The organism is Paenibacillus sp. AK002, from assembly GCF_053903045.1.
Map to the genome: position 1 here is coordinate 4,670,678 of NZ_CP096377.1, position 25,246 is coordinate 4,695,923.

Sequence of the window (25,246 nt, forward strand, 5' to 3'; positions counted from 1 at the left end):
TCAACCCGCTAAAACACGGGTGCCATATCCATCATCATTTAAAGAAGTCCTTCAGTCCGGCTAGCCTAGGATCGATCACTTCCGTATCGCAGTCGCAGGTGCCTTCATTCAGGTCCTTGCCGCAATTCGGGCAGAGTCCCTTGCAGTCGGCTTTGCAAACCGGAGCTAGCGGCAGGTGGAGCAGAAATGCTTCTTCTACATAGGGAGTGAGATCCACACTCTCACCCTGCACGTATGTAGTATCGTCATCCTCATCCTGAACCACAGATTCAGGATCTTCCACCGGCTGGAATACTTCATGAAAAGGGATGTGCACATGCTCGCTGATCGGCTTCAGGCAGCGGGAGCAATTCATCTCCAGCTCGCCTTGCAATCGTCCGCGAACATCCACCGAACCGGTAATCGACGAAGTTGCTTTCAAATCCACGTCTAATGGCTTAACCGCAACAATATCCTTCCGGTCCTTAATGGCATTGCTTACATCCACGGTTTGATGGAACTGTAACGGTTGATCGCTGGTTGTCAATTTACGAAATTGAATTAGCATATCCATCACTCCAAACAAACAAAGATTATTATACCGATTCCCAGAGAGTTTTGTCAACAGGATAACCCTAACAACCTCTATATTGTTACCCGATATTTCTCTTCATACTACCAGAATTATAACACTCCCGGGAGGGTCGCTTATTGTTGCAGGAACGTCATGCAATTATGTTATATTCTAATCAAGGAGTTGAAACGAATGAAAACGGTTGGCATAGTCGTTGAATATAATCCCTTACATAACGGTCATGTACTGCATTATCGCAGTTCCAAAGAAGTATCGGGGGCAGATGCCGTCGTCGCGGTGATGAGCGGTCCGTTTCTCCAGCGCGGCGAACCTGCCATCGCAAGCAAGCGCGCTCGGGCGGAAATGGCCCTTGCCATGGGTGTTGACCTGTGCCTCGAGCTGCCGGTAACCTATGCCGTGCAGCCTGCGGAATGGTTCGCGTTCGGTGCGGTAGCCATTCTGGAAGCTACGGGCGTCGTGGATGGCCTTTCCTTCGGATCCGAAAGCGGGACGCTGGAGCAGATCCTGCCGTTGTCCCGTTCGCTCGCAAACGAATCCGGCGAGCTTCGATCCGAAATCGAAAAGCGCCTCCGGGAAGGCATGAACTTCCCATCTGCCTACGGCGCTGCCGCCGCTGCCCTTTTCGGTGAATCCGGTCCGGCAACGGCAACGACAGAGCTGCAAGAGCTGCTCACGCAGCCGAACAACTCCCTGGGGCTGCACTATCTGATCGCACTCCAGCGCCTGGGCAGCCGCATTACGCCCTATACCATTCCAAGAGTAAGCGCACATTACCACGATCCGCTGCCGGGAACGTCATCCATTGCCAGCGCAACCGCCATCCGGAACATTATTCTGTCACAAGGCTTGGAAGCCGCCAGACCCTATATGCCGGAATTCACGTACGACATCATGGAGAGGGAAATCAAGAGCGGACTAGCTCCTGTCCATTGGGAGCAGTTTCGCCAGCCGCTGTTCCAAGCCCTGCTCACGCATACACCCGCTCAGCTTGAAAGCTTCCTCGAAGTAACCGAGGGCTTGGAGCATCGTGTTCAGCGCTCGCTATCGCTGCTGGAGCAGCCGACGGTTGACGCCCTTCTGGAAGCCTTGAAGACCAAGCGCTATACGCGAACCAAGCTTCAACGCATGCTGATGCACATCATGCTGAATCATGACAAGGCATCGATGAATCGTGAAGAGCTCGCCAAAGGTCCGGGATATATCCGGGTCCTCGGCTTCAGCGAGACGGGGCGTTCGCTGCTGAAACGAATGAAGCGAAGCGCTTCACTCCCCGTCATTCATCAGCCTGCTAAGCTGGAGCATCCTCAGCTGGAGCGTGACCTGGCGGCAGCCGCCGTCTATGCTAACGGGCAACCTAGGCCCCAAATACGAAACTACTACAGCGATTACCTGCTGCCGCCGCTCACCCCTTAGGCGGCAGCTCCTCCAAATAATCCACGGCATCCTGCAGGTCATCGACCGGGATCAGCTTCATATCCGTTTTGATCCGGTCCGCGCGCTTCTTGGCCTCATCGTAATTTTTTTGAGGCACAAAAAAGATATCGGCTTCCTTCCGGTCGGCAGCCACGATCTTATGCTTCACGCCGCCTATGGGCCCTACGGCGCCTGATTTATCGATGGTACCCGTTCCGGCTACCCGGTAACCCTTGCTTAAATCCCCTTCGGTAAGCTGATTATATATCTCAAGGGTGAAGATCAGTCCGGCTGACGGTCCTCCGATGTTGGTATTCGCAAAGTGAATGGTGTGATCGGGATCGGCCGGCTCCACGTTCTGCATCGTGGCAATCATGACGCCTAATCCCGGACGCTCCGCGCCGGTCTTCTCATCCTTAATGCTTACAAGCTTCACCTGCTCCTTCACGGTTTTCCCCTTGCGTTCAAGCTCCACGGAAACCTCTTCTCCGATGCTTTTCCCGCTTAACAGGCTGGCAATCTTCTCATTATCCTCTGCTGGCTGACCATCGATCTTGATCAATTTATCGCCAGGCCGAAAATGCTCGGCATTGGCCGAATTCTCGGAGATCGACATCACGAATACGTAAGCGGGCTCGATGCTGTAATCGATTCCGGCCTCCTGATAAGCAGCTTCCATCGCAGAAGACTGTGAAGAATTCATATAATACACTTGCGTGGCCGCATACTCGTCCTTGCTCTGATCGCCCATTTTTTCGGCCTTCTTCACGACCTCTGCATTAGGATTAAACGCAGACAGCATTAACAAAGCCATATTGGCATAACTTGCCGACACGGTAGTCATCATGAACGTACCCTCTTCCGCCGGATCGCCCTTCTCGACATTGATCATGGGACGAACCTCTTCGGCACTCCCGGGCTGGTATACAAGATAAGGGGTCGGCATATAAACGACAACGTACAGCATGACCCCGACCAGCAACAAATACAGCGCAATTTTTAAGCCATTCGGTTTTACAGACTTCTTCATGGTTTTCCTTCCCTCCGCCTCATATATCCAGCCTTCCACCAAGTTTGGTCTGACGGTTGTCTCCTCTGCATAAAGTTGTACTAGCCATGTTTACGCCGAAAGGAGATTCCTTATGAATAAAGACAACGCCGTCAAGTCATCCAACGGGCTGTGGAACACCATTCTTCTCGGTGCCGCCGCGTTCCTGCTTGTACTGGCCGTCGTCAGCGCGCCCGAACCCGCCTTCCAAGCCACCCTGCAAGCACTCAAGCTGTGGTGGAATATCGTATTTCCATCTTTGCTGCCTTTTCTCGTGCTGGTGGAAATCCTCATCGCTTACGGCTGGGCCCACGGGGTTGGCGTACTGCTGGACCCTATGATGAAAAAAATATTCAAACTCCCCGGTACTGGCGGCTGGGTTCTTATAACAGGAATGACAGCCGGGTTCCCGGCAGGCGCTCAGGCCGCGGCCGGCATGCACAAACAAGGCGAGCTCCGTGCCATTGACGCCGGCAGGCTTGCCGCTTTGGCCCATTTTTGCAATCCGATGACCATCCTCGTTGTCATCGGAACCGGCCTGCTGCATAAACCGGAAGCCGGTTATCTGCTGCTGATCGTCCACTGGATATCCGGCCTGCTGGCCGCATGGACATTCAGTCTATTCAGCAAATCGCCCTCTGCAGAAGCCGGGAAGCAGGGCGCACCCGTCGTTAATGACCGGATGAACGAATGGGCGAAGCGTCCGATTCTTCGACGGGCAGCCTCCGCCGCGCTGGACGCCCATCGACGGGATGGGCGAAGCTTCGGCAAACTCCTTGGCGAATCCGTTACCCGTTCGGTACAGACCTTAATGATGACGGGCGGCTTTATCTTGTTCTTCGCCGTTCTTACTAGAGTATTGACCGGCCAGCTGCTCCCCCAGCTTCCATCTTATCTTGTGCCCGGGATATTGGAAGCCCATCTGGCCGCCCAATCGATCAGCTCCTCGGCATTTCAAGCAGGGGCTCTGCAGCTGGCGGTCCTATCGGCAGCACTGGCATGGAGCGGAATCAGCGCCCATCTGCAAAGCCTGTCGCTGATGCGGGAAGCCGGTCTCTCCTGGCGTTACTTTATGGCAAAGCGATTCCTGCATTCGATACTCGCCTTTGTCATTACATTGGCCATATGGAAACCGGTCAGCACCCTTTCCGCGGGCATCGTGCCGGCATTCCGAACGGAACCGATCGATCATGCCGATACGGAGCAATTCTTCAATTTTTGGAGCGGACTGCCTTCTTTCCTGCAGGTTCAAGGCATGATCTGCTTGTTATTAATAGCGGCTTTCTGGCTGTGCTCCCGTCTTATCGGGCGTGATCCCCGCTGAATTTGCGTCGCAACGCCGCATCGACCTCGGGGCTGACCAAATCTGTAGTATCGCCGTTAAAATGCGCGATTTCCTTCACAAGACTGGAACTCAAGAACGAATATTTCGGATGCGTCATCATAAAGATGGTCTCTGCATCCGGATTCAGCTTATGGTTGGTGGATGCCAGCTGAAGTTCATATTCAAAGTCGGTCACGGTTCGGATCCCGCGTACGATGACCTGGGCGTTCTTCTGACGGATATAGTTCGCCAAAAGGTCGCGGAAGCTGTCGATTTCCACATTCGGCAGATGCGCGGTAGCCTGTCTCAGAAGGTCCTTACGCTCGTCCACCGTGAAGAGCGGGTTCTTGCTTAAATTATTGAGTACGGCCACGATCAGCAGATCAAACTGCTTCGAAGCACGTGTAATTATGTCCATGTGTCCCATGGTGACCGGATCAAAACTCCCCGGATATACGGCAACGCGGTATGTACTAGTATTCTCATTTGTCATCGTGTAATTCCTCCTCATCAAGCTCCGTCGCTTGATCTTGCGCTGTGTCATAACGGTATATCGATATGGCGGTTTCTCCGTATTTCGCGGTTCGGATACAATGAAAATCGCCAAATTCCTCAGCATAATTGTAACTTGATTCGTATTCCAATACCACCAAGGCTGAATCCTGCAGCAACCCTCGCTCGGCCATATCCAGCATCAGTTCATCGCCGTTCTTAAACCTGTACGGCGGGTCCAAGAAGACCAAATCGAAGCCATAGCCTCGCTTTTCAAGCGCTTTAAGCGCCCGTGCCGCATCGTTGCGGTATACCTCTGCGCTTTCCTCAAGCCGGGCCGCCTTCAAATTATCCTTGATCGTGCTGATGCTTTTCGGTTCCACATCAATAAAAACAGCACGATCCATCCCCCGGCTTAACGCCTCAATGCCAAGGCCTCCCGTGCCTGCGAACAGGTCAAGCGCGATTCCTCCCTCAAAGTAAGGGCCGATCATACTGAATATGGATTCTTTCACTTTATCCGTCGTCGGACGGGTGCTTGTACCCGGCACGCTTTTGAGCGGCCGGCCTTTTGCACTTCCGGATACTACTCTCACTGCTTCATTCACCCGTTTCATTATCTATAAATTAGATGCCCAGACAACGCCATGGACAGTGATTATCGTAACACAATCATCCCGTATATGAAAAATGAAACGTAACAGCTCCCAACTTTTTTTCAGAGCAAGGTATATTTCTGCACCAGCCGGGCATCCTTGAAATATCGACATCAATGAATGTCGTAGACAACCGCGGAGAAGACTTACGTTTCCCCATAAGCTCTTCGTCCGGTTTCTCCTCTCCCATGAGGGAGTCACTTCGGTGGCTCCCGAACAAAAGCCCTGTAATGTCAACATGTTGTTACGGGGCTTTTGTTCTTTTTTTTTATGTTCAGCCGCTCTACATTGAGCGGCTTTTTATATTTTTCAGACCCGCGGTCTGTTGGTCCAGCAATCCATATGCGTCATGAAGCATAACCAATCCCGCTCTGCGAACGTTCTTATTATATAAGAGCATAAGGGGAGGAATTCAAGATGGACCTGCTATTGTACGCAGGAATAGCTTGTCTCTTGGTGACAGGAATCCTATCGGGAGCGTTTACAACGGGGTACCAGCAGAGAGGCAACTTCTATGCCGATTCCAAGGACGACCGCGCATCCAGAAAAAAGTCGGCCAACTGGTTCTTTCTCGCGGGAATTGTATTTCTTGCAGCAGCCGGCATTGTATATCTTCTGTTCCGTTAACAAGGCACTTCCATTGATGAAGAGGGGTGATTCGATTATGAATGGTTTCATTAGCAATGAAACTAAGGAAATAGAACTCGCCAGAATGAAATATGCTCTGTTCATAATAATTTCAATCGTTACGTTCAGAAAATTCCCAAAAATCGAAATCGTGAAAAATGATGCATGCGCGGTTTTATTGCTCTTGAAGGGAACCGGCTTATCTTATATGTCGGGCCGGGACAAATTCATCGAATAATTGCAAGCTTCATCTGCAAAACGCCCCCATCCAGGAGCGTTTTTTTGTTCCTTTTTAATCAACGCTTCCCTAAATCTTGCAGGAATAACGCCTATTTTGTCGAAAACAATGAGGTTGTTTGAAAAATATTCCTATTTGTACAGTGAAGAGAGGTCATGTAAGTGAAAAGAACGTTGTATGTTCTCGTGTTATTCAGCATGCTGGCAGGGCTTGGTTTTGCAGGGACGACGCAAGACATCGCTTCTGCCGACGGGTCCGAGCTCCGGATCCAAGACATTGCCGGAAGAAACACCTATCTGATGAGCGACGGCTCCATGTGGTCCCTGATTGACGGGCGCCACGCCATTCGAACACCAGGCAACGTCGCAGCCATCAGCGGTTATGAGTACGGCGGCATCGGTATGACGCAGGAGGGCCGCTTAGTAGAGTGGGACATCGGCAAGGGGCCCCAGGTCGTTCCGGGAACAAGCGGCGTGAAGCAGATAGCCGGTTCCTACTGGCTGAAGTCGGACGGTACCGTATGGGCCGGCGATGAAAAAGCGAAGAACCTCAGCGGCATATTGCTGATCGCCAATGCGGATCAGGAATTCGCTGCATTATCCTCCAATGGAGAGCTGCTGCTCCAGGATAACTACAAAAAGGGGCAATTCAAAAAGCTCGGGATCGTGGAAAACACGGCAGCCGTCAAATCCATGACGGTACACAGCGGACGCGTTGCCCTGCTGCATGACAACGGCGACGTGGTCGTGTACGAGACGTCCAACTTCGACGATAACGGGCGGATCATACCGGTTACCGTGGCCCAGAATGCAGCTCATATCGTTTATGCATCGAGTGAGCCGACGGATCTTCTCATTGTGACGCTCCAGGACGGAACCGTATGGACTACCGGCGAGTATAAAGACCGCTGGAAACTCAAAGAGCAGATTACCGGACTTAGCGGGATCGTAAAAACATCCATCTATGGGGATGCAAAGGATTTGTCGGAAGGCTTTTATGCGCAGCGGGGTGATGGAAGCTGGGTACATCATAAGGAGGGACAGAACAAGAACATCGATGTACCGGTAGTCAAGAGTTTGTCCGTTGCCATATCCGATGCGACGCCTTATGTAGGAGAATCGCTGGAAGTGAGCATCCAGGAAACCTATACGAACGGGGCGAAAATCAAGGTACCGGTTAAAGACGCCGGCATCGATATCGAGAAGCCGTATTTGTTGAGTATGCAGAAAAATGGCACGCTGAAATCTGCCGGCGTTGGCAAAACGCAGATTACGGTAACCTCAGGCGGCCAGTCCAAATCGGTGACGGTATCGTCCAGCCTGCGCAACAATTTGAAATACGCGAAACAGGTCAACGGCAATGTCATGGTACCGGCTAAATCCGTCATTCAGGCACTGGGCGGCACCTATTCGGCTAAAAACGGAAGCGTGGAGGCGAACTTCGGCCAGACCCTGCTTTCGTTCAAAGCAGGCAGCAACCAGGCCAAGCTGAATGAAAGCACCATCCGGCTTAAAGCCGCACCCGTGAACGACAAGGGCGAGCTTCTCATTCCGGCCTCCGTGTTATCCGATGCTCTGGGAGCTAAAACCAGCTGGGATGCCAAGTGGAAGCAAGCTCAAATCTCCCTCGGCGCGGATGCGGCCATGACCGTCGTCTCCAGCGAAACGGCTGGATTGATCAAAAAAGCGATGCAGGGCAATTTGGTTAAGTATATCGGCCGAACGTATTGGGTGAACGAATTCGAAGATCTGGAACGCTTCTCTAAATTGACCGTTACCGACATATTGCCTGACGACAAGGGCGAATTCAACGTAATCTTCAAATCGGCATCGGGGAAAACGGTAAAAAGTTATCCTATGCGGTCTTCCGAAGTGACGCAGCTGTTTGCGGACCGTTCCTCGTTATTAACTTACGACCCCTATAAAAAATACAAATGGTCCGCCTCCGTCTGGAAGCAGATCAAAGCCGGACAGGTTTCCCTCGGCATGACGAAAGAGCAGGTACAGCTTTCATGGGGGAACCCGGCTGCCAAAGACATTACCTCCGGCGGCGGAAAAACCATTGAAACTTGGGGGTACTCCAATTTCAATATCGTATCTTTCGTAAACGGGAAAGCCATATTGATCATGATGTAGCATGAAGGGGACGTAATTTAATAAAACTCGTTATTCATAAACAAGACCGTCCTAAGAAGCAGCAATGCCTCTTCGGGACGGTCTTTCCTTGTGACTGCTCATGGTGCCCGGTATTCTCTTATTGATTCATTGGTTTTGTTCGCTCAAAAGATGGATTAGATAAATGCGCGAGTAATGATCACCAACAAGATGAACAATACCAAAATAGCACCTACAGAAGAGCCATATCCATAGCCGCCGCCGTAACCTTCTCCTACTCCGCTCACAACAATCCCTCCTTTTTTGAACATACCACATGTTATGTCGTTTCCGCTAAAATGAACTGGGCTGCCGCCTGTTCGCGATAAGAATAGTGAACCCGCCCAAATGCAAGCGCATCTGCGGGTATCAATACGCCGATTTCCATGATTCCCATATGTAAGAGGCGTGGTGGAACCGTCGTTCAACCACGCCTCACTATAATTACTGTATTTTCTGCAGCTGCGGAACCTGAACTTTCTCATTCCGTTCGTTGTCATGGTCTGAAAGCACGATTCGTCTGCGGCGATCGACCAAGCCTTCTTCTCCCAGCTCCCGGTATTTGCGCATCCACACTTTCAGCCGTCCGATGTCTGATATTTGTAAGGCGGATGCCACTTCTTTCTTCGTCATGCCTTCCAGCCGCATGGCGACTGCCTTTTTCTTAGTTTCGAAACTGTAATGATGGAATGTCTGTCCCTTTTTCGCCATGATTATCACCTCTTTACTACCTATATCGGTTATCAACTGGCTACTTTCAATACCTGCGACCTATTCCGACATGCGCATCCTTTTAAGGTCTATAGAACCGACCGCATTTCCCCCTAAATAAATCCATGATATGGTATAATTTGGGCTACGACATTACAAGGAAATAGAGGGATTTGTTTGTTTAAACTCATTATTTTCGGATTTTTGTTTTACATTTTCGGCAATCCGATAACGGCGATTCTGGTGCTGCTTCTTATCGTGTACGTGCTGGATCGCCGTTTTGTCGGGGTATTTCCCAGTGTGACGAAGCCGTTCAAGCGTGCAAGGGCTATATCCAAGCTGCGCAGACAGATTGCGGTCAGCCCCAGCGACGTATCCTCCCGGCACGAGCTTGCCCGATTGCTGCTGGAGCGCCGCAAGTATGAAGAGGCCCTAAAGCTCCTGGAAACCATGGAATCCAGTTTAGAGGATTCCGCCGAATTCTGGGACGATATCGGAAGCGCGCGTCTGCATACCGGCAGCATCGCTCAGGGAGAGGCTGATATCGTCCAGGCCCTTCAGATCAATCCGAGGGTCAAATATGGCCGGCCTTATCTTAGGCTTGCCGAGGCGTTTCGGGATTCGGATCGCGAGAAGGCGCTCCACTATTTAGAGCAGTTCCATGCCATTCACTCTTCCTCCAGCGAAGCCTTTTATTTGCTGGGGTATATGTATCAATCGCTGGGAAGAGCCCAAGATGCCAAGAAATCCTATCAGGAATCGATGGACGTGTATCGCTCCCTGCCCAAATACAAAAAACGGCAGGAACGCAAATGGGCGGTTCGAAGCTGGTTCAGGAACTTATTCTAAGTGTTAATAATGCTTAAACCAAAAGGACGTCCGTTAGAGGTCATGAGACCCGGGGACGCCCTTTTTTTCATGTGAATTTCCGTTTATTATGCAAGTGGCTTGTACCCAAGCCGGTTTAACTGCTCCGCGATCACCCGGTACCCTCGGCCATTCGGGTGTAAACCGTCCACCGACATCAGTTCCTTCTCTCGGCCAGAAAATTGTGCGTAAATATCCGCAACGCGAAAATAGCCGTCGCTCAACCCCATCAAGTGCCGATTGAACCGAATCACGTATTCCGTTGCCTCCGTCCAGGCCGGATATGGATTATACAGACCGATAGCGCGAATAAAATAAGGCTTGCTGGCCGGTGACTTTATTTTGCGGATATGTTTGACGATATTAGCCACATGGTTCTGGCATCGATACAAGGCGGTGTCCAGCACCTCCCGATTCGGTCGACCTCCCGTGGACTTCACCGCACGAATCAGGTCATTGCCGCCGATCGACATCGTGATAATCTGGGCCTGCTGCAAATGATAGCGATACGTTGGAAGCTGAACGACCCGATCGTATAATTCATCCGAGGTTAATCCATTGACCCCGAGATTCTCATGGGCCACGAATTGGCGAAGCTTCTCCTCCGCCATCCGACGGTATAACGGAACAAAACCGCTGCCAGGCATCGCCCCAAACCCAAAGGTCAAGGAATCGCCGACAGCGGTATAATGGTACACCAACATGTTCACCCCCTGCCCCGCTCGTTACGACATTATATGAGGAATGCCTCCTGTGCGAAACGGGTATATGAACTTGAATGGCAATTTTAATTCCACTCTAAAGACGCTACATGCATCCATAGGAATGGCTATTCTTCGGATTCCTCCACCTCATACATGCAGCGGAATCTTTCGACGCCCGGATATTTCTCTCCCAGGCTGTAAACCTCGAAACCGATACTGCGGTAGAAGTTCACGGCTTCTTCGTCCGTTTCCGCAATGACTCGTTCCGGTTTAGGCTGCACCTCGAGGAGCAGCTCCAAAATCAATCCGCGTCCGTATCCCTTCCCCCGATTCTCCGGCAGGACCGCTAAATGCCGGATGATAAGCTCGTCCTCCTTCACATCAAAACCGATGACTCCCAGAAGAAGTCCGTCCTCTTCGTAGCCGAACAACCGGCTGTCGCCGCCCTGATAAAATGCGACTGCCTCGTCCACCGCCTCCGGATCCGGGAAAACCGAGTAACTGAGCAGCTCCTTGATTTCGGGCTGCGACGCTTGCATCGTTATATCTTTAAGCATACCTATCTCCAATCTAAACTCATGTAGGACTACAGCATCTTCTCTGCGCTGATCCCCAGCTTGCGCAGCAGCATGGCCGCCTGCGCTCTTTCCTCTTCCGACAATCCGCTAAGCACCTTCACCATCAATTCCTGATGCTGAGGGAAGATGGCCTCGAAGAATTCCTTCCCCTCTGCGGTCAGCTCGGCATAGATCACGCGGCGGTCCTCAGCGGAAGCCCGGCGAACAAGCAGGTTTTTCTTCTGAAGCTTATCGACCACGTATGTAATGTTACCGCTGGAGATAAGCACCTTCTCCCCTATTTTTTGCAGCGGCTGCGGACCTTTGTGGTACAGCACGTCCAATACCCCAAATTCGGTGGAATTCAAACCATGGCTGTTGATGCTTCGATGCGAATGCGTCATCACTGCGTTATAAGCTCTGGCTAGGACTACCAGCAAATGCAGCGGGTAATCCTCGTGTTCTTGAATATCCGACATACTTCACCCTCCGAAAGATATCATGTATTTAAGGTTAATGAACGCCGGATCAACTGTCAAATGTATTCTTGGCCTGCATGCTCGCGGAATGCAGTATCCGTACCGAACCGTCCCGGCAGCCGATAATCGCTTGATCGGCCATGCCGATGAACAGACCATGTTCAACCACGCCGGGTACAGTGCCTAAACGGGAGCTCAATTCCTCCGGCATCAAGATTTCCTGAAACCGGCAATCAGCAATATAATTCCCGTTATCCGTTACATACAACCCTTCATCCGGCTGACGGCGCAATTGGACCGAACAACCAAGCTGTGCCAGGGACCGAATTGTCCATTCATAGGCAAAAGGGACAATCTCAACCGGCAGCGGAAAAGCGCCCAGTTGAGCAACCGCTTTTGCCTCATCCGCCACAATCACGAGCCGTTCGCTGTGATAAGCCGTGATCTTCTCGCGAAGTAGGGCTCCGCCTCCTCCCTTGATTAACCGCAGCTGATCATCCAGCTCGTCAGCTCCGTCGATCGTCAAATCCAAGCGATCGATCTGGTGTACGGGCGTCAGGGATATGCCTTGTTCCATCGCCAGCTTCTCCGAAGCGTCCGATGTAGCCACGGCCTGGATCGAGAGTCCGGACCTGACCATCTCTCCGATTTTGAGAATGGCGTAATAGGCGGTAGAGCCTGTGCCCAGACCGATCTTCATCCCGTCCTGAACATACTTGGCGGCATGCTCAGCCGCTATTTTCTTCATATTAATTTCACTCGTCATAGGACCCGCTCCTTCGTCTTAAGCTGAATCAAATGTTATAATATGGGGTACAGCGATCATTTTCATGCCAAAGGAAAGGATTATGCCATGCGAACAGAGAACCAGATCAAATCCAAAATCAATGAACTTTCGATGCAAAAGAAAAAACTGCAAACCCGGCTGGCTTCTCTCGAAGAGGACAGCCCTGAGCGCGCTTCCCTTCTCAATCAGGATGCCCGTCTTGACGACATGATTACCATGCTGGAATGGGTGCTGTTTGAACCAAGCGGTTCCTATCATATGTAATAAACGGCGAATAAACGGCAGGGGCGCACATTTGCGCCCCTGCTTTTTATTAAGATTATAGAATACACCATGTTACAGCCAGAGCTGAACAATTCTATAACCACAAGGTTTTTTCTTAAGATCTCAGAAAGTATAAACTTCGAAGCATGGGCCTTCCTGATATAGCAAGAAAAACGTCCTATACATGCGGTCTGTCTTCTCAGAATGTGCTTCGATAGAGGTTTTTCTTAAGATCTCAGAAAGTATAAACTTCGAAGCAGGGGCCTTCCTGATATCGCAAGAAAAACGTCCTATACATGCGGTCTGTCTTCTCAGAATGTGCGTCGATAGAGGTTTTTCTTATACTTGCGCCTCCTTCTCCTGCGTGAACCGCTCCAGCCAACGGACATAGAGCTCTTCATTCTCGGGAGAAAAGCAAACGAAATCAACCCGCTCCAGCCGGTTATCCGGCAGATCTTCCTCAAGCAGCTTCGTCACCGCCTTTAACGCCACGTCACATGCCGGAGCTTTAGGATACTCATAGATACCCGTGCTTATATTAGGAAAGGCGATGCTTTTGGCACCGACCTCGATTGCAAGCAGGAGACTGTTGCGGTAGCATTCCGCCAGCGTATGCTCCTCGCGCCTTCCGCCGCCCTCCCAGATCGGGCCGACGGTATGAATGATATGCTGGGCAGGCAGCCGGCCTGCTCCTGTAATCACGGCGTTGCCTGGCGGGCAGCCGCCTTGCTGCTTGCGAATTTCCATGCACTGCTCCATGATCTCCGGCCCTCCGGCGCTATGAATCGCGCCATCCACGCCTTTTCCGCCCAGCAGTCCCGAATTTGCAGCATTGACGATAATGTCGCCCGTCCATGTCGTTATATCGCCTATAAAGACGGAGACCGATGTCCTTCCGATTTTAAATGTTTTCATTTCGGAAAATCTCCTTTCGGTCTTTTATTTCTCTATTACCCCGCAAGAGGGTGGATTGACCCGGTTCGACCTATTCTGTCCTCGCCTTTTTTTTCGCGGCTGCAGACAGACGGTCGGTTAAGCTCTTCTCCTCCGGTCCCTGCAGCGCTTCCTCCACGGTCCGATAAAACATCAGCGTGCCGGTGTCCCTGGCCTTGGTCAGATGATGAAGAAACACGTTGCCGGCTTGCTCCAGCTTCAAGTCTTCGGATTCATTTTTGACCCGGCAAAGATATACCTTCATCATGCCTTGCGGATCGCGAAATTCCATGACGCCGATCGGACTCAGCGTCCTTTTGTCCTCCTCGGTGAATTGAGGCGTCATATAAACGGTATATTCCGAAGCAGGCGGAGGAATGTATGCTTCCCGCTTTTTATCCGCAATTAATTTGGAATTCATAAACGCGATGTAACCCGCTGCCGCGAACAATAGGATGCAGGCAGCGATTGCGATATTCTGCATGAATGTCTCTCCTTGTACATAATCAGTCCATGAGGCATTAACCTAAAAATCTTCAGTTATATAAACACCCGCAATACGGCAATAGCCAGTAAATGCAGCGGATAAAATGAACGCCATACCCAGCGGCTCACACGGACGGACTCCAGTTTTCTCCATACATGAGGGCCATAAGCTATCACGGCCGTCGGGATCACGCTCCACATCTGCAGCTCCCAATCATTAAGGAACCAGAACAGCAGGTTCAATAACATATGAAGCGGAACGAGCCAGCCGGCCTGAGCATATCGGAAAATCAAGATCAACAGCAAGCCGTAGGCTCCGTAATCAAACGGAAACTCACTCATCAACGCACAGGCTGCAACAACCACCATCCATGATAGCAGCCGGGAATCCGATCGTTCCAGCACATAAAGAACCAAGGCACCGGCCAACAAGGTTACGACCACGTTCAGCCCTTCGGGATCCAGCGCAAGCTGGTACGGAATTTGGGAGACCGCTGCAATAACGGCCAGCCGTGCGATATACTTGGGTCTCGATGAAGTGTAGCGGTGTCCCTGCACGAGAGCGTAAACATAGATTGGAAATGCGATGCGGCCGATGATTCTCCACATCTCCTGATGCGGAAAAAACACAAGCCCGATATGATCAATCAGCATCGTCAGCATGGCGATCCACTGCATGATAACCCCCTCCTCGCACGGTAAGATGAACATTCGTTATGTATGTGGAATCGATATATCTATTATGGGTTGCAAACAGGGGACTTGCAAGCGGCGAAAAGATGAAGAATTCGGTATCCGGCATCCCTGTCCGATATCCTATATAATAAGAACAAAAGCAGCTTGAGGACGAAGGAAGCGCTGGTTTGAATCCTAGTATCAACATCTGCTCAGATGGAGGTGACTGCCCGATGGAAAAGAAAAAAAACAACATGGCCTTAGGCATATGCATGGGGATCGGTGTGGGCATAGCGATTGGAGTGGCCATGAATAATATTGCTATAGGCATAGCAATCGGTGTTGCCATCGGCATATCGTTCGGCTCCTCCATGACAAACAAGAACAAAAAGCCGCCCCAAGAATAAACGAAAACGCCAAAGAACAAAGAATAGACCACCCGGCTAGAATCGGGTGGTCTATTCGGGTTCCGTAAAACTTACCTCATGACTGCAAGAATGGACCGGATGTTTCCGTTACGGACTTCATGGGCCCACTTGCCCGTAAGGAGGAGGCCGTCAACCTCGAACGTGTCTCCTCCCGCCGTCGTCAAGGTGAATCGCTGAATCGCAACACCGTCCTGCCCGAACGTATTTGCCGCGCGCTCGCTGCGATACGTTACCTTGACGGAACCGAGGAAGGTGAACGACACCTCCTGCCGCTCGTCAAACAGCCAAGACGGAAGCACCGGGTTCAGATGAAGCTGAAGCTGGTTGCCCTCATAACGGAATACCCTTTTCCCGGCCATCATCATAATCCACATGCTTAAGAATTCGGCCGTCGATCCGCTCAGCCTTGCCACAAAACCGCGCCCATGTACATGGGGATCCGGATTGACGCTGCTGGCGATGAACGATGAATTTTCCAGGGTGCTGCGTCCATAAACGGCCGGGTCCAGAAATGGGATAAGCGATGTTTTGATTTCCGAGAAAAACTCGTCGTACAGTCCTGCTTTTAATAAGGAAAGCAAGTATTTATAGGTCATATGCAAAAATACGGATTCCCGCTCCAGCCAGCCGGCCGTGAATGCGCGGATGCGTCCGATTTCATCGCCTTCCCCTTCCAGGCTGACGGACGTCTTATACATCCCCAGCGCGGCATCATATAAATCGGATGCCTTGATCCGATCATACATCGCTCTCGCCTGGCCTTCATTGGCGAGCTTCATTCCCCGGGCCGGGGCTTCGAGAAAATGCGGAAGCGCATATGCTTTGAATTCCAGCACTTTAGCGGCAGGCAAGCCATAGCGGGTGATGACCGGGCTGCCCTCCGCATCCCGGATTTCTTCGAATCGCTCCGCTTCAAAGCGGAAGTACGTTGGAACGATTCCTCCTCCCAGCTGCTCAGCACGCTGAATCCCTTCTTCAATCTTGTCCAGGAAAGCCGCGCATATCCTCTTTACGTGTTTCACTGGAATCTCAACTTCCAGGCCGCTGATGCCGTATCGGACGGATGCCCGATAGGACTCGCGCTGCCCAGCTACCCGATCCCAATATCGGAAGGAGTCCAGTGCACCGGTTTGATATTGCTGTACGGCATCATATACGCCCTCTAAATAAGAGGCGATTTCCTCCGGCACCATCACCGTATGATGACCGAACCGCTCGGCAGCCTCCACGATGAATGCCACCAAACGCTTCAATTCCATCGTTTCGCTCATCCCGGAGCCGAACAGACCCGGCAATCCGTTCATCGCGTCATTCCAGCCCGGCTTGTTTGCCTCCATCTCAACACCCATCCCGTAAGGATCGAGCGTTGCCATTTTATTGAGGGATAACGAGATCATTTTGACAAATAGATTCGTACGGTAAATGTCGCCTTGTCCGCCATTCACCCGCAGCCATTCCGCCGCGTTCCGCTTTCTGCCGAGCTTATTCAGCTTCTCCTCGTCCTCCAGCAGCGCGCCGAACTGGCGAACCTTGCCCCGGCTGATCACAACCTTCTCGCTCCGTGGGAGCACATATACCGGGCTGTCAAAGAATGTATAGGCATTCTCGCCAAACAGCAGCTCTTCATATCGGTCGGGATAAATATCCAGGAAACCATCAACCAAATCCATGTTATAGGTCCAGTGGTCCGACCAGAAGCCTTCGCCGAACGAAGCCGCAAAATGCTGTTCGGATATCGTCAGCAATCCCGATAAGAACCGTTCCTCGTCGATCGCCAGCCGAATGCCTTGATCCGTTATCGCGTTAATGATTTTGCCCGGGGTGAAATCCCCGGCGCATGCCTTCGCGAGCTTATCATAATCCTCCTGAGCCGCGGAGGCGCGCAGCAGCTTCTCCAGTTCCCCCTCCATGCCTTGGGCTACTCGAAATTTCGTGCCTTCTACGCTAAGGGGATTATAACCGTCCGCTTGAATGAGGCTGAAGAACATCCGGATGTTGAACGTGCCCACCTTGGGGTTGAAAAACACATCATTTCGGCGGTTCTGGTTCATGTCCCGGAAATTGCCGTTACCTTGTGAATAATACTCCGGCGCCAGCGAGAAAAAGTTATAGTCCCGCTCCGGATCCCCGTGCTTGCGGGAATAGAGGTGGACGACCGCTCCTTCCTTCCCGTTATCGAATATGAACGGATAACCGCCCCGGAGGAAATTGTCCAGATAGGACTGCCGGCTGTATTCATCAAATACAGGCAACCCCGTTTTGGTGGCCACATCATCGGTTAATTCCCGGGTCAATGCCGATGCCTCCTTCCGCTTATCGAGGATATAGGCAGGCGAACACAAATCTTTCGAGCGTTTGTTGATTTTGCCGATATCGTTCACATGACCAACCAGCGTATACACGGTTGCCGTCTCCCCAGGCTCAAGCCGCGCCGATAATCCGCTGAAGCCGCATGGCACTTTGTTCACAGGATACGGCGTGGCTTGCGCCAAGGATTCGATCGAACCCGCGGCAAATCGATCGGGGTGGATCAATGAAGTGTTTCCGCCGAATATCAGCTCAAAATCTACGATCGGTTTGATCAAGTTCCCGTGCTGATCAAACGACAGATAGAAATGGCCGTTCGTAACTTCGGTAACCTCCGCCTCATCATGCGTACTGGAGCGAACCTTATAGAACGGTATGCCCCGGTCCAGATTCTTCACTTCCATCCAGCTTCGCAGCAGATTGCCGACCTCCTTGTACCCGCTGTTCTCGACGCCGTAAGGCAGAATTTCCGGCATACCGTCCAACAGTTCAAGCGATTCCGTCCGGGCTCCGATATTCGTCACGCTGACCTGGCGGACAAGCGCGGCGAAATCTTCACCGGGCAGTTGGAAATACGAGACCGATGTTCGAAGCCCTTTATCTGCATGCTCCTCCTCGATGACCAGCTCATTCTGACGAATCAGCATCGTTCTCCGTGCCTTCGTGTCCGGCTGAAAGGATTGGAACGGCTCATATACGGCCGGCGTCCCGGCCATCTTGATAAACGTGCGGAAGCCGGTGGCGGATACGTTCTTATACGAGATATTGGCCGGCGAGAATTCCATGATCGGCGAATTCTTGTCGCGTATGCCGAAACTGCTTATCCCTTGGCCCCGATTGACGTAAAAGGTCCACATCGGTATCCCCTTCAATCCGGCAATCCCCGGCAGGAAGCTGGAAAACGGCTTGGCGAGATCATACTGCTCGATAACAAAGGCATCCTTCTCAAAACGATAATTGGACATGTTCAAATCCTCCTTTAAATGAGTGCATCATTCGCTGAAATCAAGAAGCCACCCATTTCGAAACCGGTTTCGAAATGGGTTAAAAATGAACCCTGCTCTTTAGGTTCACCTTAGGTGACCGGGCGGCAGGACTCCCGGATCATTAATTCGACTGGCAGCATAACCGACTTTACGGCGGTATCCCGCTCTTCGATTGAAGAAAGAAGGATCTCCGCGGCAACCTTGCCAAGCTGCTCCGTATCCTGGCGGACCGTCGTTAATGCAGGGGTAATGTAGCGGGACATTTCAATATCGTCAAAGCCGATGACCGACACGTCCTCCGGCACGCTAAGGCCATGGTCCAGCACGGCTCGAATCGCTCCAAGCGCGAGCAAATCCCCAGCGGCGTAAACGGCTGTCGGCCGATCCTCGAGTGCAAGCAGCCTCTTCATGGCTTCGTATCCGCTCTCGGTGGAGTAAAAATCGCTGCCGGTTATGTACTCTTCCCTTAGGTTCAGATCCAGCTCACGCAGCGCTTGTACATAGCCATGTTGGCGCTGCTCGCCTGCAAACGTATTCAATCCGCCCGAAATATGGGCAATGCTGCGATGTCCAAGCGAGTGCAAATACCGGATTGCCAGCATGCTGCCTCCGATATTGTCGGAGTAAACCGAATGCACATGCTCCGGTGACGAATCCAGAATGACGCACGGAATGCCGCTATCCAGCAGCTCCTGGAAATCGGGATCATCATTGCTCGACAGGATGACCACAACGCCGTCGACGCCCCTGATTTTGCAATGCTCCACATAACTGCTTCTTCGGCCGCCGACATCCTTGGAAATGAACATCAGATCATACCCTTTGGATACGGAGATTTTCTTAAAGCTTTCGATGACGGCTCCAAAATAGGGATGCCGAATTCCGGCTCCCGTGGCTTCAACAAAAAGAATGCCGATCGTCCAGGATCGCTTGGTCGTAAGTGACCTGGCATTTGCGTTTGGAAGATACCCCATTTCCTTAGCGGTTTCCAGGATTTTGACCCTCGTCTTTTCCCGGACGTCCGGATAATTGTTGAAGACTTTGGATACTGTCGTAGGCGAATAGCCTGTTTTCTTCGCAATATCGTAAATCGTTGTCAACCTTGGAATCAGCTCCTGCCCTTCGCCGACATAATCTAAGACCATCTCTCTGGTATTAAATTCTACCTGTGCCGGCAGGCACTCGTCAATGTTATTCCGCACATCCGGGCAGGAGCTGAAACTCCCGGTTATCCAAATGACAACGGCTAGGATAAGCTGGCGGAGGCGTTCTGCGCTTTAGCGGAATTATCCGTTTCCTGATGACGAATCATCAGCATGCAGATCAGCGCAAGCAGCATGCTGCCGGCGGCGCAATAAAACAGGATCGAATATCCCATACCGTCAATAAGCTTGCCCAGCAGAGGCGGCGACGATATTGCCGCCAGCGAAGATACCAAATAGTACATTCCTGTCCGCGTCCCGATGCTGTCCTCCGTTCCGGTCGATACGATGAAAGGGTAAGAATTGATATTGATGCAAGCCCAAAACAATCCGCCAACGGTCAGCAGTACGCGAAGCAGCAGCAGCGATTCTACCCATGGGACGAGCGCAAAGACAATCAGCAGCCCGCTGACGCCGATCAGGATCAGCCGTTTCTTCCCGAATTTACCGCCAAGCCATCCGCTGGGAATCGCAAACAGAACGAAGGCGAGCGAAAAAAACGTCAAGGAAAAGGACGCCTGCGATTCCGTCAGCCCCATCTCATTCTTCCCGTACAGGGTAAACAGCGTCTCAACCCCTTGGTACGCCACGAACCAGAAGAATATGGCAGCCAGCAGCAGCACCGTCGTTCGATTGATTTGGCTTTTAAAGGAAATTTTGGCTCTGGCGGCCGTCTGGGCTTGATAGCCCGGAGCGTCGCGTTTCTCTTGGATGAACGTCTTTAGAATGAATAAAGAGACAAGCGTTACGCCGGCAGCTGCAATGAAAGGCAGCGACGCATGGGCACTGTACAGCACCGAGCCCACGCCGAATGCCAATATGGACCCCAAGCCGCCCATAAAGTTAATGATGCCGTTGGCTCTGGTGCGTCGCTTCTCTTCCGTTATATCCGGCATCAATGAAACGGTTGGCGAACGATACAGGCTCATGGCCAGGTTCATGAGGACCATGAACAGTAACAACGTCGCCATTCCGTTATGAAACGGAATCATGGCCGTAAACAAAGCGCCTAGCGGCATTCCGATAAGCAGGTAAGGCATTCTTCTGCCGTACCGGGTATGGGTACGGTCGCTTCGGCTTCCAATCCATGGCTGCAAGAACAAGGCAAAGTAATTGTCGATCGTCATAAAAAAACCGATCCATGCGACACTGGATATGTAATCCTCCAGAAAGTAGGGCACAAACGCATTGTACAGCGCCCAGGTAATGCTAATGCTGAAAAAGCCGAAGCCCAGCAGCCATGTTTTCCTCACAAAGTCACGCTCCCTTGGTTTGCAGCAGTCCGTTCAGCACATCCGGATAATCCGTAATGATGCCCGCAACGCCCGCATCCATCAACTCTTTCATCCGTCCCTCGTCATTCACGGTCCACGGATGATAGACGACGCCATGCTGCTTCGCTTCCGTTACCCACTCCGGCAGAACCGCCCGATGGTATGCGTGCAGGGCATCCGCTTTAGCCAATTTGGCGTATTCCCACGGTTGGTACAGCCCTTCGCCATACAGCAGCCCGGTACGAATTTCTGGATCAATATGTTTGCATTCCACCAGGGAATAATGATTGAAGCTCGAAATGACGATTTGCTCCGCCATATTGTAATGCCTTACAGCCTCAATCACGCGCTTTTCCAGCTCTGGATATTGGATCGTTCCGTTCTTCAGCTCGATATTAACAATCGTGCCGCGGTTTTGGGTTAATTCCAGCAGTTCTTCCAGCAGCGGAATCCGTTCGCCTTGGAAATCGGCACCAAACCATGAGCCTGCGTCCAGCTTGGCCAGCTCATCGTATGTATAATCCTTGACAAGCCCCTCGGCCCCGGTCGTGCGGGCGACACTCTCGTCATGGATCAATACCAGCTTTCCGTCCTTCGTCATTTGGACGTCGGTTTCGATCCCGGTAGCTCCCTGCTCCAAGCCCTTGGAAAAGGCAGCCATCGTATTCTCTGGGCATATGGCCGATGACCCGCGGTGTGCGAAATTGATCAATTGTGACATTTGTACTTCCTCCTGAGTGATTAGGTTTTTGTTTTGTACTATAAATATAGCTCGCAAATGTTAGAGCTATGTTATCATTCCATTTTTCATATTCCACATCGGTTGATGAAACCCTGTCATGTCCTCATTAATTTTTCAAATGGTTTGACCGTTTTGCATGTTAGGCATATAATTGTTTAGACAAGTATTTTTGAAAGCTTGAAATGAAAGGTGTGACTTTTTCTTGAAAATACCTAAACGCAACCCTTCCATCGGTTTTCATCTGGGTTACACCTATCGGCGCGCATCCCAATTGTTTGCTAATGCCCTGAAGCCCTATGACATCACCCCCGAGCAATGGCTGGTTCTGTACCACATCGGCGAGCACGAGGGGCTGAATCAGAAGGAAGTTGCCGCCAAAGCGGACAAAGACCAGCCCACGACAACCCGTATTCTGGACCTGCTCGAGAAAAAAGGATACACTCGCAAATCCGTATCGGTTAACGACCGGAGAGCTTTTCAGCTCTTTTTGACAGATACAGGAAAGGAACTGATTGAAGCGACCACAGCCATCGAAAGTCAATGCGGAAGCCAATTAATCGAGGGCATTGACGAGAAGCAATTGGAGATGTTCTGGGACACACTCTCACGCATCAATGCCAACATACACAACTTACACAACAACAGGAGAGATGTTCCACATGAATGATATCAACACGAAACAACCGCTATGGACCAAAGAATTCATCACGTTGATGGTCAGCAACCTTTTTCTGTTCCTGACCCTGCAGATGATGCTGACCACGCTGCCCGCATACGCCAAAGATGCGTTCACGGCAAGCCCCCTGCAGGTGAGCCTCATCACCAGCCTGTTCGCCTTCAGTGCGATCGCGTCCCGCTTCGTATCAAGCAAAGCGCTCGAAAAAGGAAAGCTCAGGCTGCTGCTGTACGTCGGGCTGCTGATTTCCCTGGCAGCCACGCTCGGTTATTACTGGGCGAGCGGCATAGCCTTCCTGCTGCTGATGCGCATCTTGTTCGGCATCGGCTTTGGCATGACAAGCACCTCGTTTCCAACCATGGCATCGGACGTCATTCCAATCAAACGCTTGGGCGAAGGCATGGGGTATTTCGGGCTATCCACTACGCTTGCCATGTCGATCGGTCCCATGATCGGCTTGACGCTGCTGCAAAGCGGCGGTTTCACTCCGCTCGTATTCATCACGGTCATCATCAACCTTCTGATCTTCCCTCTCGCCTACCTCCTGACATCAAGAGCGGCTAAACGGAACGCGGAGCGCCCTGCAGCGGTTCAACCCCGAGTTGAGAATAAACCGAAGGGCTCCTTTAACAAAAAACTGATCCTCCCCAGCACCCTCAACTTTTTGATGTCGATTACGTACGGCGGGCTGCTGAGCTTCATGGCATTGTTCGGAGCGGAGGCTCACCTCCGGAATCCCCAGTATTTTTTCTTGTTCAACGCCATCGCCATCATTCTCGTACGGCCGTTCTCCGGCAGAATTTATGACCGGTATGGACATAAGGCGCTTGTTATACCCGCTGCGATTCTGATGGTATCCGGCTTGCTCCTGCTTACCTTCGCCACATCGACGGGATCCATGCTGTTATCGGCGCTGTGCTACGGCATAGGCTTTGGGGCGATGCAGCCGTCCATCCAGACCTGGATGATCCAGGAGGTTCATCCGCTGCAGCGCGGCATGGCCAACGGCATGTTCTTTAACTCCCTGGATTTCGGCGTGGCCATCGGCTCGATCGCGCTCGGCGCCATCGCCAAATCCACTTCCTATGCCATTATGTACCGATACTCGGCAATTGCACTCGTGCTGTTGATCCTGATTTATATCATCATGCAGGCAGCCGGCAAGTCGCGTTCCAAATCAACCATGGCAGTCGAGGACACCGAGGCTACCGTGGCAGGTTAACGAACAAAGCGATAACGTAAAGGCTTCGTCAGCCGGGATGCGCGAAAGCCGGGATGATGCTTAGCCACAAGGAATGGGATCGGCCAGCCAAACTGACCCGGCATATGAGAAAAGGTCTTGTCCATTATTTATGGACAAGACCTTTCTTTTTCAATCCTTGCGGTTTCTTGAAATCGACCCGGTATGAATTCCCTCCGGAATCGTCTTCTTTTGCCTCCGGCTTCACCGCGAATAACGTAAGGAGACCGCCTACAGCCGCAACAGCTGCCAGCGTGCCAAACATCACCCAATGGTTCGCGCCCAGCAGGAGAGAAACGACCGGCGGCCCCAGCGATACCCCGATAAAACGCATGCTGCTGTAAAGCGAGGTGATGGTGCCGCGCTGCTCCTTCTCCACGCCTTCCGTCAGCAGCGTATCCATGCACGGCAGCACCATGCCGATCCCGATCCCGCCAAGCGTCATCATTCCGACGACAAAATAGATCTGTTCGCTAAAGCCGGTGACAATCAGGGAAGCCGTCAAAATAACCATGCCGGCGAAACCGGTCCACTTCTTTGCCGCTTTGTTTTTGCCCGTAAATTTACCGGCTAAATAAGAAGATAGGCATAATAAAGCCAGTGGAATTGCAAGCACCAATCCTTTTACTACGCCATGTAATTTGTAAGTGCTTTCCAGCGTCTCCGACAAATAAAAAAGAACGCCGAATACGCCAAACATTGCGATGCCGCCGATGGCGAATATCGCATACAGCCATCTTCCCTTCTCATGCAAAACCCCCTTGGTTTTTTTCAAAAACTCACGCAGGGATTGTTTATCATTGTTATTCGACTTTGGCGTCTTCACCAGAAAAATGACCAGCACGAGTGAGATCAGGCAAAGAACCGGAATCGATATAAAGGGCAAGAACCAGATGAAGCTTCCCAGCAGCGCACCCAATATCGGACTGACAACCTTACCAAACGTGTTGGAGGTTTCAATGATTCCCAGGCTTTTGCTAACCTCTTCTTCCTCCTTGAACATGTCACCGACAAGCGGGATGACGATCGGGAAGGCCCCCGCTGCGCCGATTCCCTGTAGAAAACGGCCGGCTAATATGACATAATACGCCCCTGTCCCGCTTAGCAGCCAGGCAGCTACCGCGGACACGGCTCCGCCTAACGCCGCAATAATCAAACTCGGGATGATGATCTTCTTTCTTCCATACCGATCCGACAAGTACCCGGCGATCGGAATCAGCAAGATGGCTACAACAGCATACACCGTTATCAGCATACTCACATTGAAGGAGCTGATCCCCAAAACTTTGGAAATTTGCGGCAAAATGGGAATCAGCATGGAATTGCCTAACGTCATGATGAGTGGTATGGATGCTAGGGCAACCAGATCCCATTTCTTGTTTTCCATGAGAGAAGACCACCTT

At 51.6% G+C, this 25,246-nt stretch carries 27 protein-coding genes; 9 read left to right on the forward strand and 18 right to left on the reverse strand.

Annotation, left to right across the window (positions count from 1 at the left end):
* Window positions 1-34: 34 nt before the first annotated feature.
* A complete protein-coding gene (locus tag M1D70_RS20705) occupies window positions 35-547 on the reverse strand; it encodes a YceD family protein (protein WP_009595343.1) in 513 nt (170 codons plus the stop codon).
* Between the two features lie 198 nt (window positions 548-745).
* Here M1D70_RS20705 and M1D70_RS20710 point away from each other — a divergent pair, with 198 nt between their 5' ends.
* Window positions 746-1,987, forward strand: coding sequence for a nucleotidyltransferase (locus M1D70_RS20710; protein WP_456287799.1), 1,242 nt, complete (start codon window positions 746-748; stop codon window positions 1,985-1,987).
* Here the strand turns inward: M1D70_RS20710 and M1D70_RS20715 are convergent.
* Window positions 1,977-3,017, reverse strand: a complete 1,041-nt coding sequence (locus M1D70_RS20715) for a SepM family pheromone-processing serine protease (RefSeq protein WP_036673913.1) — start codon at window positions 3,015-3,017, stop codon at window positions 1,977-1,979. The genes M1D70_RS20710 and M1D70_RS20715 overlap by 11 nt on opposite strands.
* Before the next feature lie 112 nt (window positions 3,018-3,129).
* On the opposite strand from M1D70_RS20715, the gene M1D70_RS20720 reads away from it, so the two are divergent.
* The gene (locus M1D70_RS20720; RefSeq protein ID WP_456287800.1) at window positions 3,130-4,359 is read left to right on the forward strand and encodes a nucleoside recognition domain-containing protein; all 1,230 of its coding nucleotides are present in this window, start codon (window positions 3,130-3,132) and stop codon (window positions 4,357-4,359) included.
* On the opposite strand, the gene coaD is transcribed toward M1D70_RS20720, so the two are convergent.
* Together coaD and rsmD are read right to left on the reverse strand one after the other, a co-directional pair.
* Window positions 4,337-4,852: a pantetheine-phosphate adenylyltransferase gene (gene coaD / locus M1D70_RS20725; RefSeq protein WP_009595333.1), complete on the reverse strand. Its 516-nt coding sequence runs from the start codon at window positions 4,850-4,852 to the stop codon at window positions 4,337-4,339. The two genes, M1D70_RS20720 and coaD, sit on opposite strands and share 23 nt — an antisense overlap.
* A complete protein-coding gene (gene rsmD, locus M1D70_RS20730) occupies window positions 4,842-5,447 on the reverse strand; it encodes a 16S rRNA (guanine(966)-N(2))-methyltransferase RsmD (protein ID WP_456287801.1) in 606 nt (201 codons plus the stop codon). The genes coaD and rsmD overlap by 11 nt, the downstream gene beginning before the upstream one ends.
* Before the next feature lie 477 nt (window positions 5,448-5,924).
* Between rsmD and M1D70_RS20735 the strand changes: the two genes are divergently transcribed.
* Both M1D70_RS20735 and M1D70_RS20740 read left to right on the forward strand, forming a co-directional pair.
* Window positions 5,925-6,134: a DUF5316 family protein gene (locus M1D70_RS20735; RefSeq protein WP_009595327.1), complete on the forward strand. Its 210-nt coding sequence runs from the start codon at window positions 5,925-5,927 to the stop codon at window positions 6,132-6,134.
* Between the two features lie 399 nt (window positions 6,135-6,533).
* Complete coding sequence (locus M1D70_RS20740) at window positions 6,534-8,507, forward strand: stalk domain-containing protein (RefSeq protein WP_009595334.1); 1,974 nt, start codon at window positions 6,534-6,536, stop codon at window positions 8,505-8,507.
* Window positions 8,508-8,662: 155 nt separating this feature from the next.
* On the opposite strand, the gene M1D70_RS20745 is transcribed toward M1D70_RS20740, so the two are convergent.
* Together M1D70_RS20745 and M1D70_RS20750 are read right to left on the reverse strand one after the other, a co-directional pair.
* The gene (locus M1D70_RS20745) at window positions 8,663-8,773 is read right to left on the reverse strand and encodes a hypothetical protein (RefSeq protein WP_015736381.1); all 111 of its coding nucleotides are present in this window, start codon (window positions 8,771-8,773) and stop codon (window positions 8,663-8,665) included.
* A gap of 196 nt (window positions 8,774-8,969) precedes the next feature.
* Window positions 8,970-9,236, reverse strand: a complete 267-nt coding sequence (locus M1D70_RS20750) for a helix-turn-helix domain-containing protein (RefSeq protein ID WP_009595340.1) — start codon at window positions 9,234-9,236, stop codon at window positions 8,970-8,972.
* A gap of 177 nt (window positions 9,237-9,413) precedes the next feature.
* On the opposite strand from M1D70_RS20750, the gene M1D70_RS20755 reads away from it, so the two are divergent.
* Window positions 9,414-10,085, forward strand: coding sequence for a tetratricopeptide repeat protein (locus M1D70_RS20755; RefSeq protein WP_009595342.1), 672 nt, complete (start codon window positions 9,414-9,416; stop codon window positions 10,083-10,085).
* Window positions 10,086-10,171: 86 nt separating this feature from the next.
* Here M1D70_RS20755 and M1D70_RS20760 read toward each other — a convergent pair whose 3' ends face one another.
* From M1D70_RS20760 to rpiA, 4 genes are all read right to left on the reverse strand, one after another.
* Window positions 10,172-10,807 (reverse strand): GDSL-type esterase/lipase family protein, encoded by a 636-nt coding sequence (locus M1D70_RS20760; protein WP_009595336.1) that lies wholly within the window; start codon window positions 10,805-10,807, stop codon window positions 10,172-10,174.
* Between the two features lie 125 nt (window positions 10,808-10,932).
* Window positions 10,933-11,364, reverse strand: a complete 432-nt coding sequence (locus tag M1D70_RS20765) for a GNAT family N-acetyltransferase (RefSeq protein ID WP_456287802.1) — start codon at window positions 11,362-11,364, stop codon at window positions 10,933-10,935.
* Between the two features lie 29 nt (window positions 11,365-11,393).
* Window positions 11,394-11,843: a MarR family winged helix-turn-helix transcriptional regulator gene (locus M1D70_RS20770; RefSeq protein ID WP_009595330.1), complete on the reverse strand. Its 450-nt coding sequence runs from the start codon at window positions 11,841-11,843 to the stop codon at window positions 11,394-11,396.
* Window positions 11,844-11,892: 49 nt separating this feature from the next.
* Window positions 11,893-12,609 carry a ribose-5-phosphate isomerase RpiA gene (gene rpiA, locus M1D70_RS20775; RefSeq protein WP_456287803.1) on the reverse strand — a complete coding sequence of 239 codons (717 nt, stop codon included), beginning with the start codon at window positions 12,607-12,609 and terminating at the stop codon, window positions 11,893-11,895.
* 87 nt (window positions 12,610-12,696) lie between these two features.
* Between rpiA and M1D70_RS20780 the strand changes: the two genes are divergently transcribed.
* The gene (locus tag M1D70_RS20780; RefSeq protein WP_456287804.1) at window positions 12,697-12,894 is read left to right on the forward strand and encodes a hypothetical protein; all 198 of its coding nucleotides are present in this window, start codon (window positions 12,697-12,699) and stop codon (window positions 12,892-12,894) included.
* Window positions 12,895-13,233: 339 nt separating this feature from the next.
* Here the strand turns inward: M1D70_RS20780 and M1D70_RS20785 are convergent, their stop codons facing one another.
* From M1D70_RS20785 to M1D70_RS20795, 3 genes are all read right to left on the reverse strand, one after another.
* The gene (locus M1D70_RS20785) at window positions 13,234-13,809 is read right to left on the reverse strand and encodes a macro domain-containing protein (RefSeq protein ID WP_015736389.1); all 576 of its coding nucleotides are present in this window, start codon (window positions 13,807-13,809) and stop codon (window positions 13,234-13,236) included.
* Between the two features lie 70 nt (window positions 13,810-13,879).
* A complete protein-coding gene (locus M1D70_RS20790) occupies window positions 13,880-14,311 on the reverse strand; it encodes a hypothetical protein (protein WP_009592212.1) in 432 nt (143 codons plus the stop codon).
* 56 nt (window positions 14,312-14,367) lie between these two features.
* A complete protein-coding gene (locus M1D70_RS20795; protein ID WP_009592213.1) occupies window positions 14,368-14,991 on the reverse strand; it encodes a TraX family protein in 624 nt (207 codons plus the stop codon).
* A 230-nt stretch (window positions 14,992-15,221) separates the two neighbouring features.
* Here M1D70_RS20795 and M1D70_RS20800 point away from each other — a divergent pair, with 230 nt between their 5' ends.
* Complete coding sequence (locus M1D70_RS20800; protein WP_009592209.1) at window positions 15,222-15,395, forward strand: hypothetical protein; 174 nt, start codon at window positions 15,222-15,224, stop codon at window positions 15,393-15,395.
* Between the two features lie 71 nt (window positions 15,396-15,466).
* Here M1D70_RS20800 and M1D70_RS20805 read toward each other — a convergent pair whose 3' ends face one another.
* From M1D70_RS20805 to M1D70_RS20820, 4 genes are all read right to left on the reverse strand, one after another.
* The gene (locus M1D70_RS20805; protein ID WP_456287805.1) at window positions 15,467-18,688 is read right to left on the reverse strand and encodes a cellobiose phosphorylase; all 3,222 of its coding nucleotides are present in this window, start codon (window positions 18,686-18,688) and stop codon (window positions 15,467-15,469) included.
* Window positions 18,689-18,798: 110 nt separating this feature from the next.
* Window positions 18,799-19,809 carry a LacI family DNA-binding transcriptional regulator gene (locus M1D70_RS20810; protein WP_456290474.1) on the reverse strand — a complete coding sequence of 337 codons (1,011 nt, stop codon included), beginning with the start codon at window positions 19,807-19,809 and terminating at the stop codon, window positions 18,799-18,801.
* A 146-nt stretch (window positions 19,810-19,955) separates the two neighbouring features.
* Complete coding sequence (locus M1D70_RS20815; RefSeq protein WP_456287806.1) at window positions 19,956-21,164, reverse strand: SLC45 family MFS transporter; 1,209 nt, start codon at window positions 21,162-21,164, stop codon at window positions 19,956-19,958.
* Window positions 21,165-21,168: 4 nt separating this feature from the next.
* On the reverse strand, window positions 21,169-21,906 hold the full coding sequence (locus tag M1D70_RS20820) for a glycerophosphodiester phosphodiesterase (protein WP_009590067.1): 738 nt from the start codon (window positions 21,904-21,906) through the stop codon (window positions 21,169-21,171).
* Between the two features lie 223 nt (window positions 21,907-22,129).
* Between M1D70_RS20820 and M1D70_RS20825 the strand changes: the two genes are divergently transcribed.
* Entirely contained in the window at window positions 22,130-22,594 is a 465-nt protein-coding gene (locus tag M1D70_RS20825; RefSeq protein ID WP_015736397.1) for a MarR family winged helix-turn-helix transcriptional regulator, read from the forward strand.
* On the forward strand, window positions 22,587-23,825 hold the full coding sequence (locus tag M1D70_RS20830) for an MFS transporter (protein WP_456287807.1): 1,239 nt from the start codon (window positions 22,587-22,589) through the stop codon (window positions 23,823-23,825). Before M1D70_RS20825 ends, M1D70_RS20830 begins: the two co-directional genes overlap by 8 nt.
* Window positions 23,826-23,949: 124 nt before the next feature.
* Here M1D70_RS20830 and M1D70_RS20835 read toward each other — a convergent pair whose 3' ends face one another.
* The gene (locus M1D70_RS20835; RefSeq protein ID WP_456287808.1) at window positions 23,950-25,230 is read right to left on the reverse strand and encodes an MFS transporter; all 1,281 of its coding nucleotides are present in this window, start codon (window positions 25,228-25,230) and stop codon (window positions 23,950-23,952) included.
* Window positions 25,231-25,246 lie beyond the last annotated feature (16 nt).

Coding starts and splice junctions, on each gene's coding strand:
- rpiA (WP_456287803.1), bottom strand. CDS start 12,609: ATGACGAGTGAAATTAATATGAAGAAAATAGCGGCTGAGCATGCCGCC.
- M1D70_RS20760 (WP_009595336.1), bottom strand. CDS start 10,807: ATGTTGGTGTACCATTATACCGCTGTCGGCGATTCCTTGACCTTTGGG.
- M1D70_RS20710 (WP_456287799.1), top strand. CDS start 746: ATGAAAACGGTTGGCATAGTCGTTGAATATAATCCCTTACATAACGGT.
- M1D70_RS20805 (WP_456287805.1), bottom strand. CDS start 18,688: ATGTCCAATTATCGTTTTGAGAAGGATGCCTTTGTTATCGAGCAGTAT.
- M1D70_RS20765 (WP_456287802.1), bottom strand. CDS start 11,364: ATGCTTAAAGATATAACGATGCAAGCGTCGCAGCCCGAAATCAAGGAG.
- M1D70_RS20735 (WP_009595327.1), top strand. CDS start 5,925: ATGGACCTGCTATTGTACGCAGGAATAGCTTGTCTCTTGGTGACAGGA.
- coaD (WP_009595333.1), bottom strand. CDS start 4,852: ATGACAAATGAGAATACTAGTACATACCGCGTTGCCGTATATCCGGGG.
- M1D70_RS20715 (WP_036673913.1), bottom strand. CDS start 3,017: ATGAAGAAGTCTGTAAAACCGAATGGCTTAAAAATTGCGCTGTATTTG.
- M1D70_RS20820 (WP_009590067.1), bottom strand. CDS start 21,906: ATGTCACAATTGATCAATTTCGCACACCGCGGGTCATCGGCCATATGC.
- M1D70_RS20770 (WP_009595330.1), bottom strand. CDS start 11,843: ATGTCGGATATTCAAGAACACGAGGATTACCCGCTGCATTTGCTGGTA.
- M1D70_RS20785 (WP_015736389.1), bottom strand. CDS start 13,809: ATGAAAACATTTAAAATCGGAAGGACATCGGTCTCCGTCTTTATAGGC.
- M1D70_RS20835 (WP_456287808.1), bottom strand. CDS start 25,230: ATGGAAAACAAGAAATGGGATCTGGTTGCCCTAGCATCCATACCACTC.
- M1D70_RS20750 (WP_009595340.1), bottom strand. CDS start 9,236: ATGGCGAAAAAGGGACAGACATTCCATCATTACAGTTTCGAAACTAAG.
- M1D70_RS20705 (WP_009595343.1), bottom strand. CDS start 547: ATGCTAATTCAATTTCGTAAATTGACAACCAGCGATCAACCGTTACAG.
- M1D70_RS20780 (WP_456287804.1), top strand. CDS start 12,697: ATGCGAACAGAGAACCAGATCAAATCCAAAATCAATGAACTTTCGATG.
- M1D70_RS20830 (WP_456287807.1), top strand. CDS start 22,587: ATGAATGATATCAACACGAAACAACCGCTATGGACCAAAGAATTCATC.
- M1D70_RS20800 (WP_009592209.1), top strand. CDS start 15,222: ATGGAAAAGAAAAAAAACAACATGGCCTTAGGCATATGCATGGGGATC.
- M1D70_RS20795 (WP_009592213.1), bottom strand. CDS start 14,991: ATGCAGTGGATCGCCATGCTGACGATGCTGATTGATCATATCGGGCTT.
- M1D70_RS20720 (WP_456287800.1), top strand. CDS start 3,130: ATGAATAAAGACAACGCCGTCAAGTCATCCAACGGGCTGTGGAACACC.
- M1D70_RS20790 (WP_009592212.1), bottom strand. CDS start 14,311: ATGCAGAATATCGCAATCGCTGCCTGCATCCTATTGTTCGCGGCAGCG.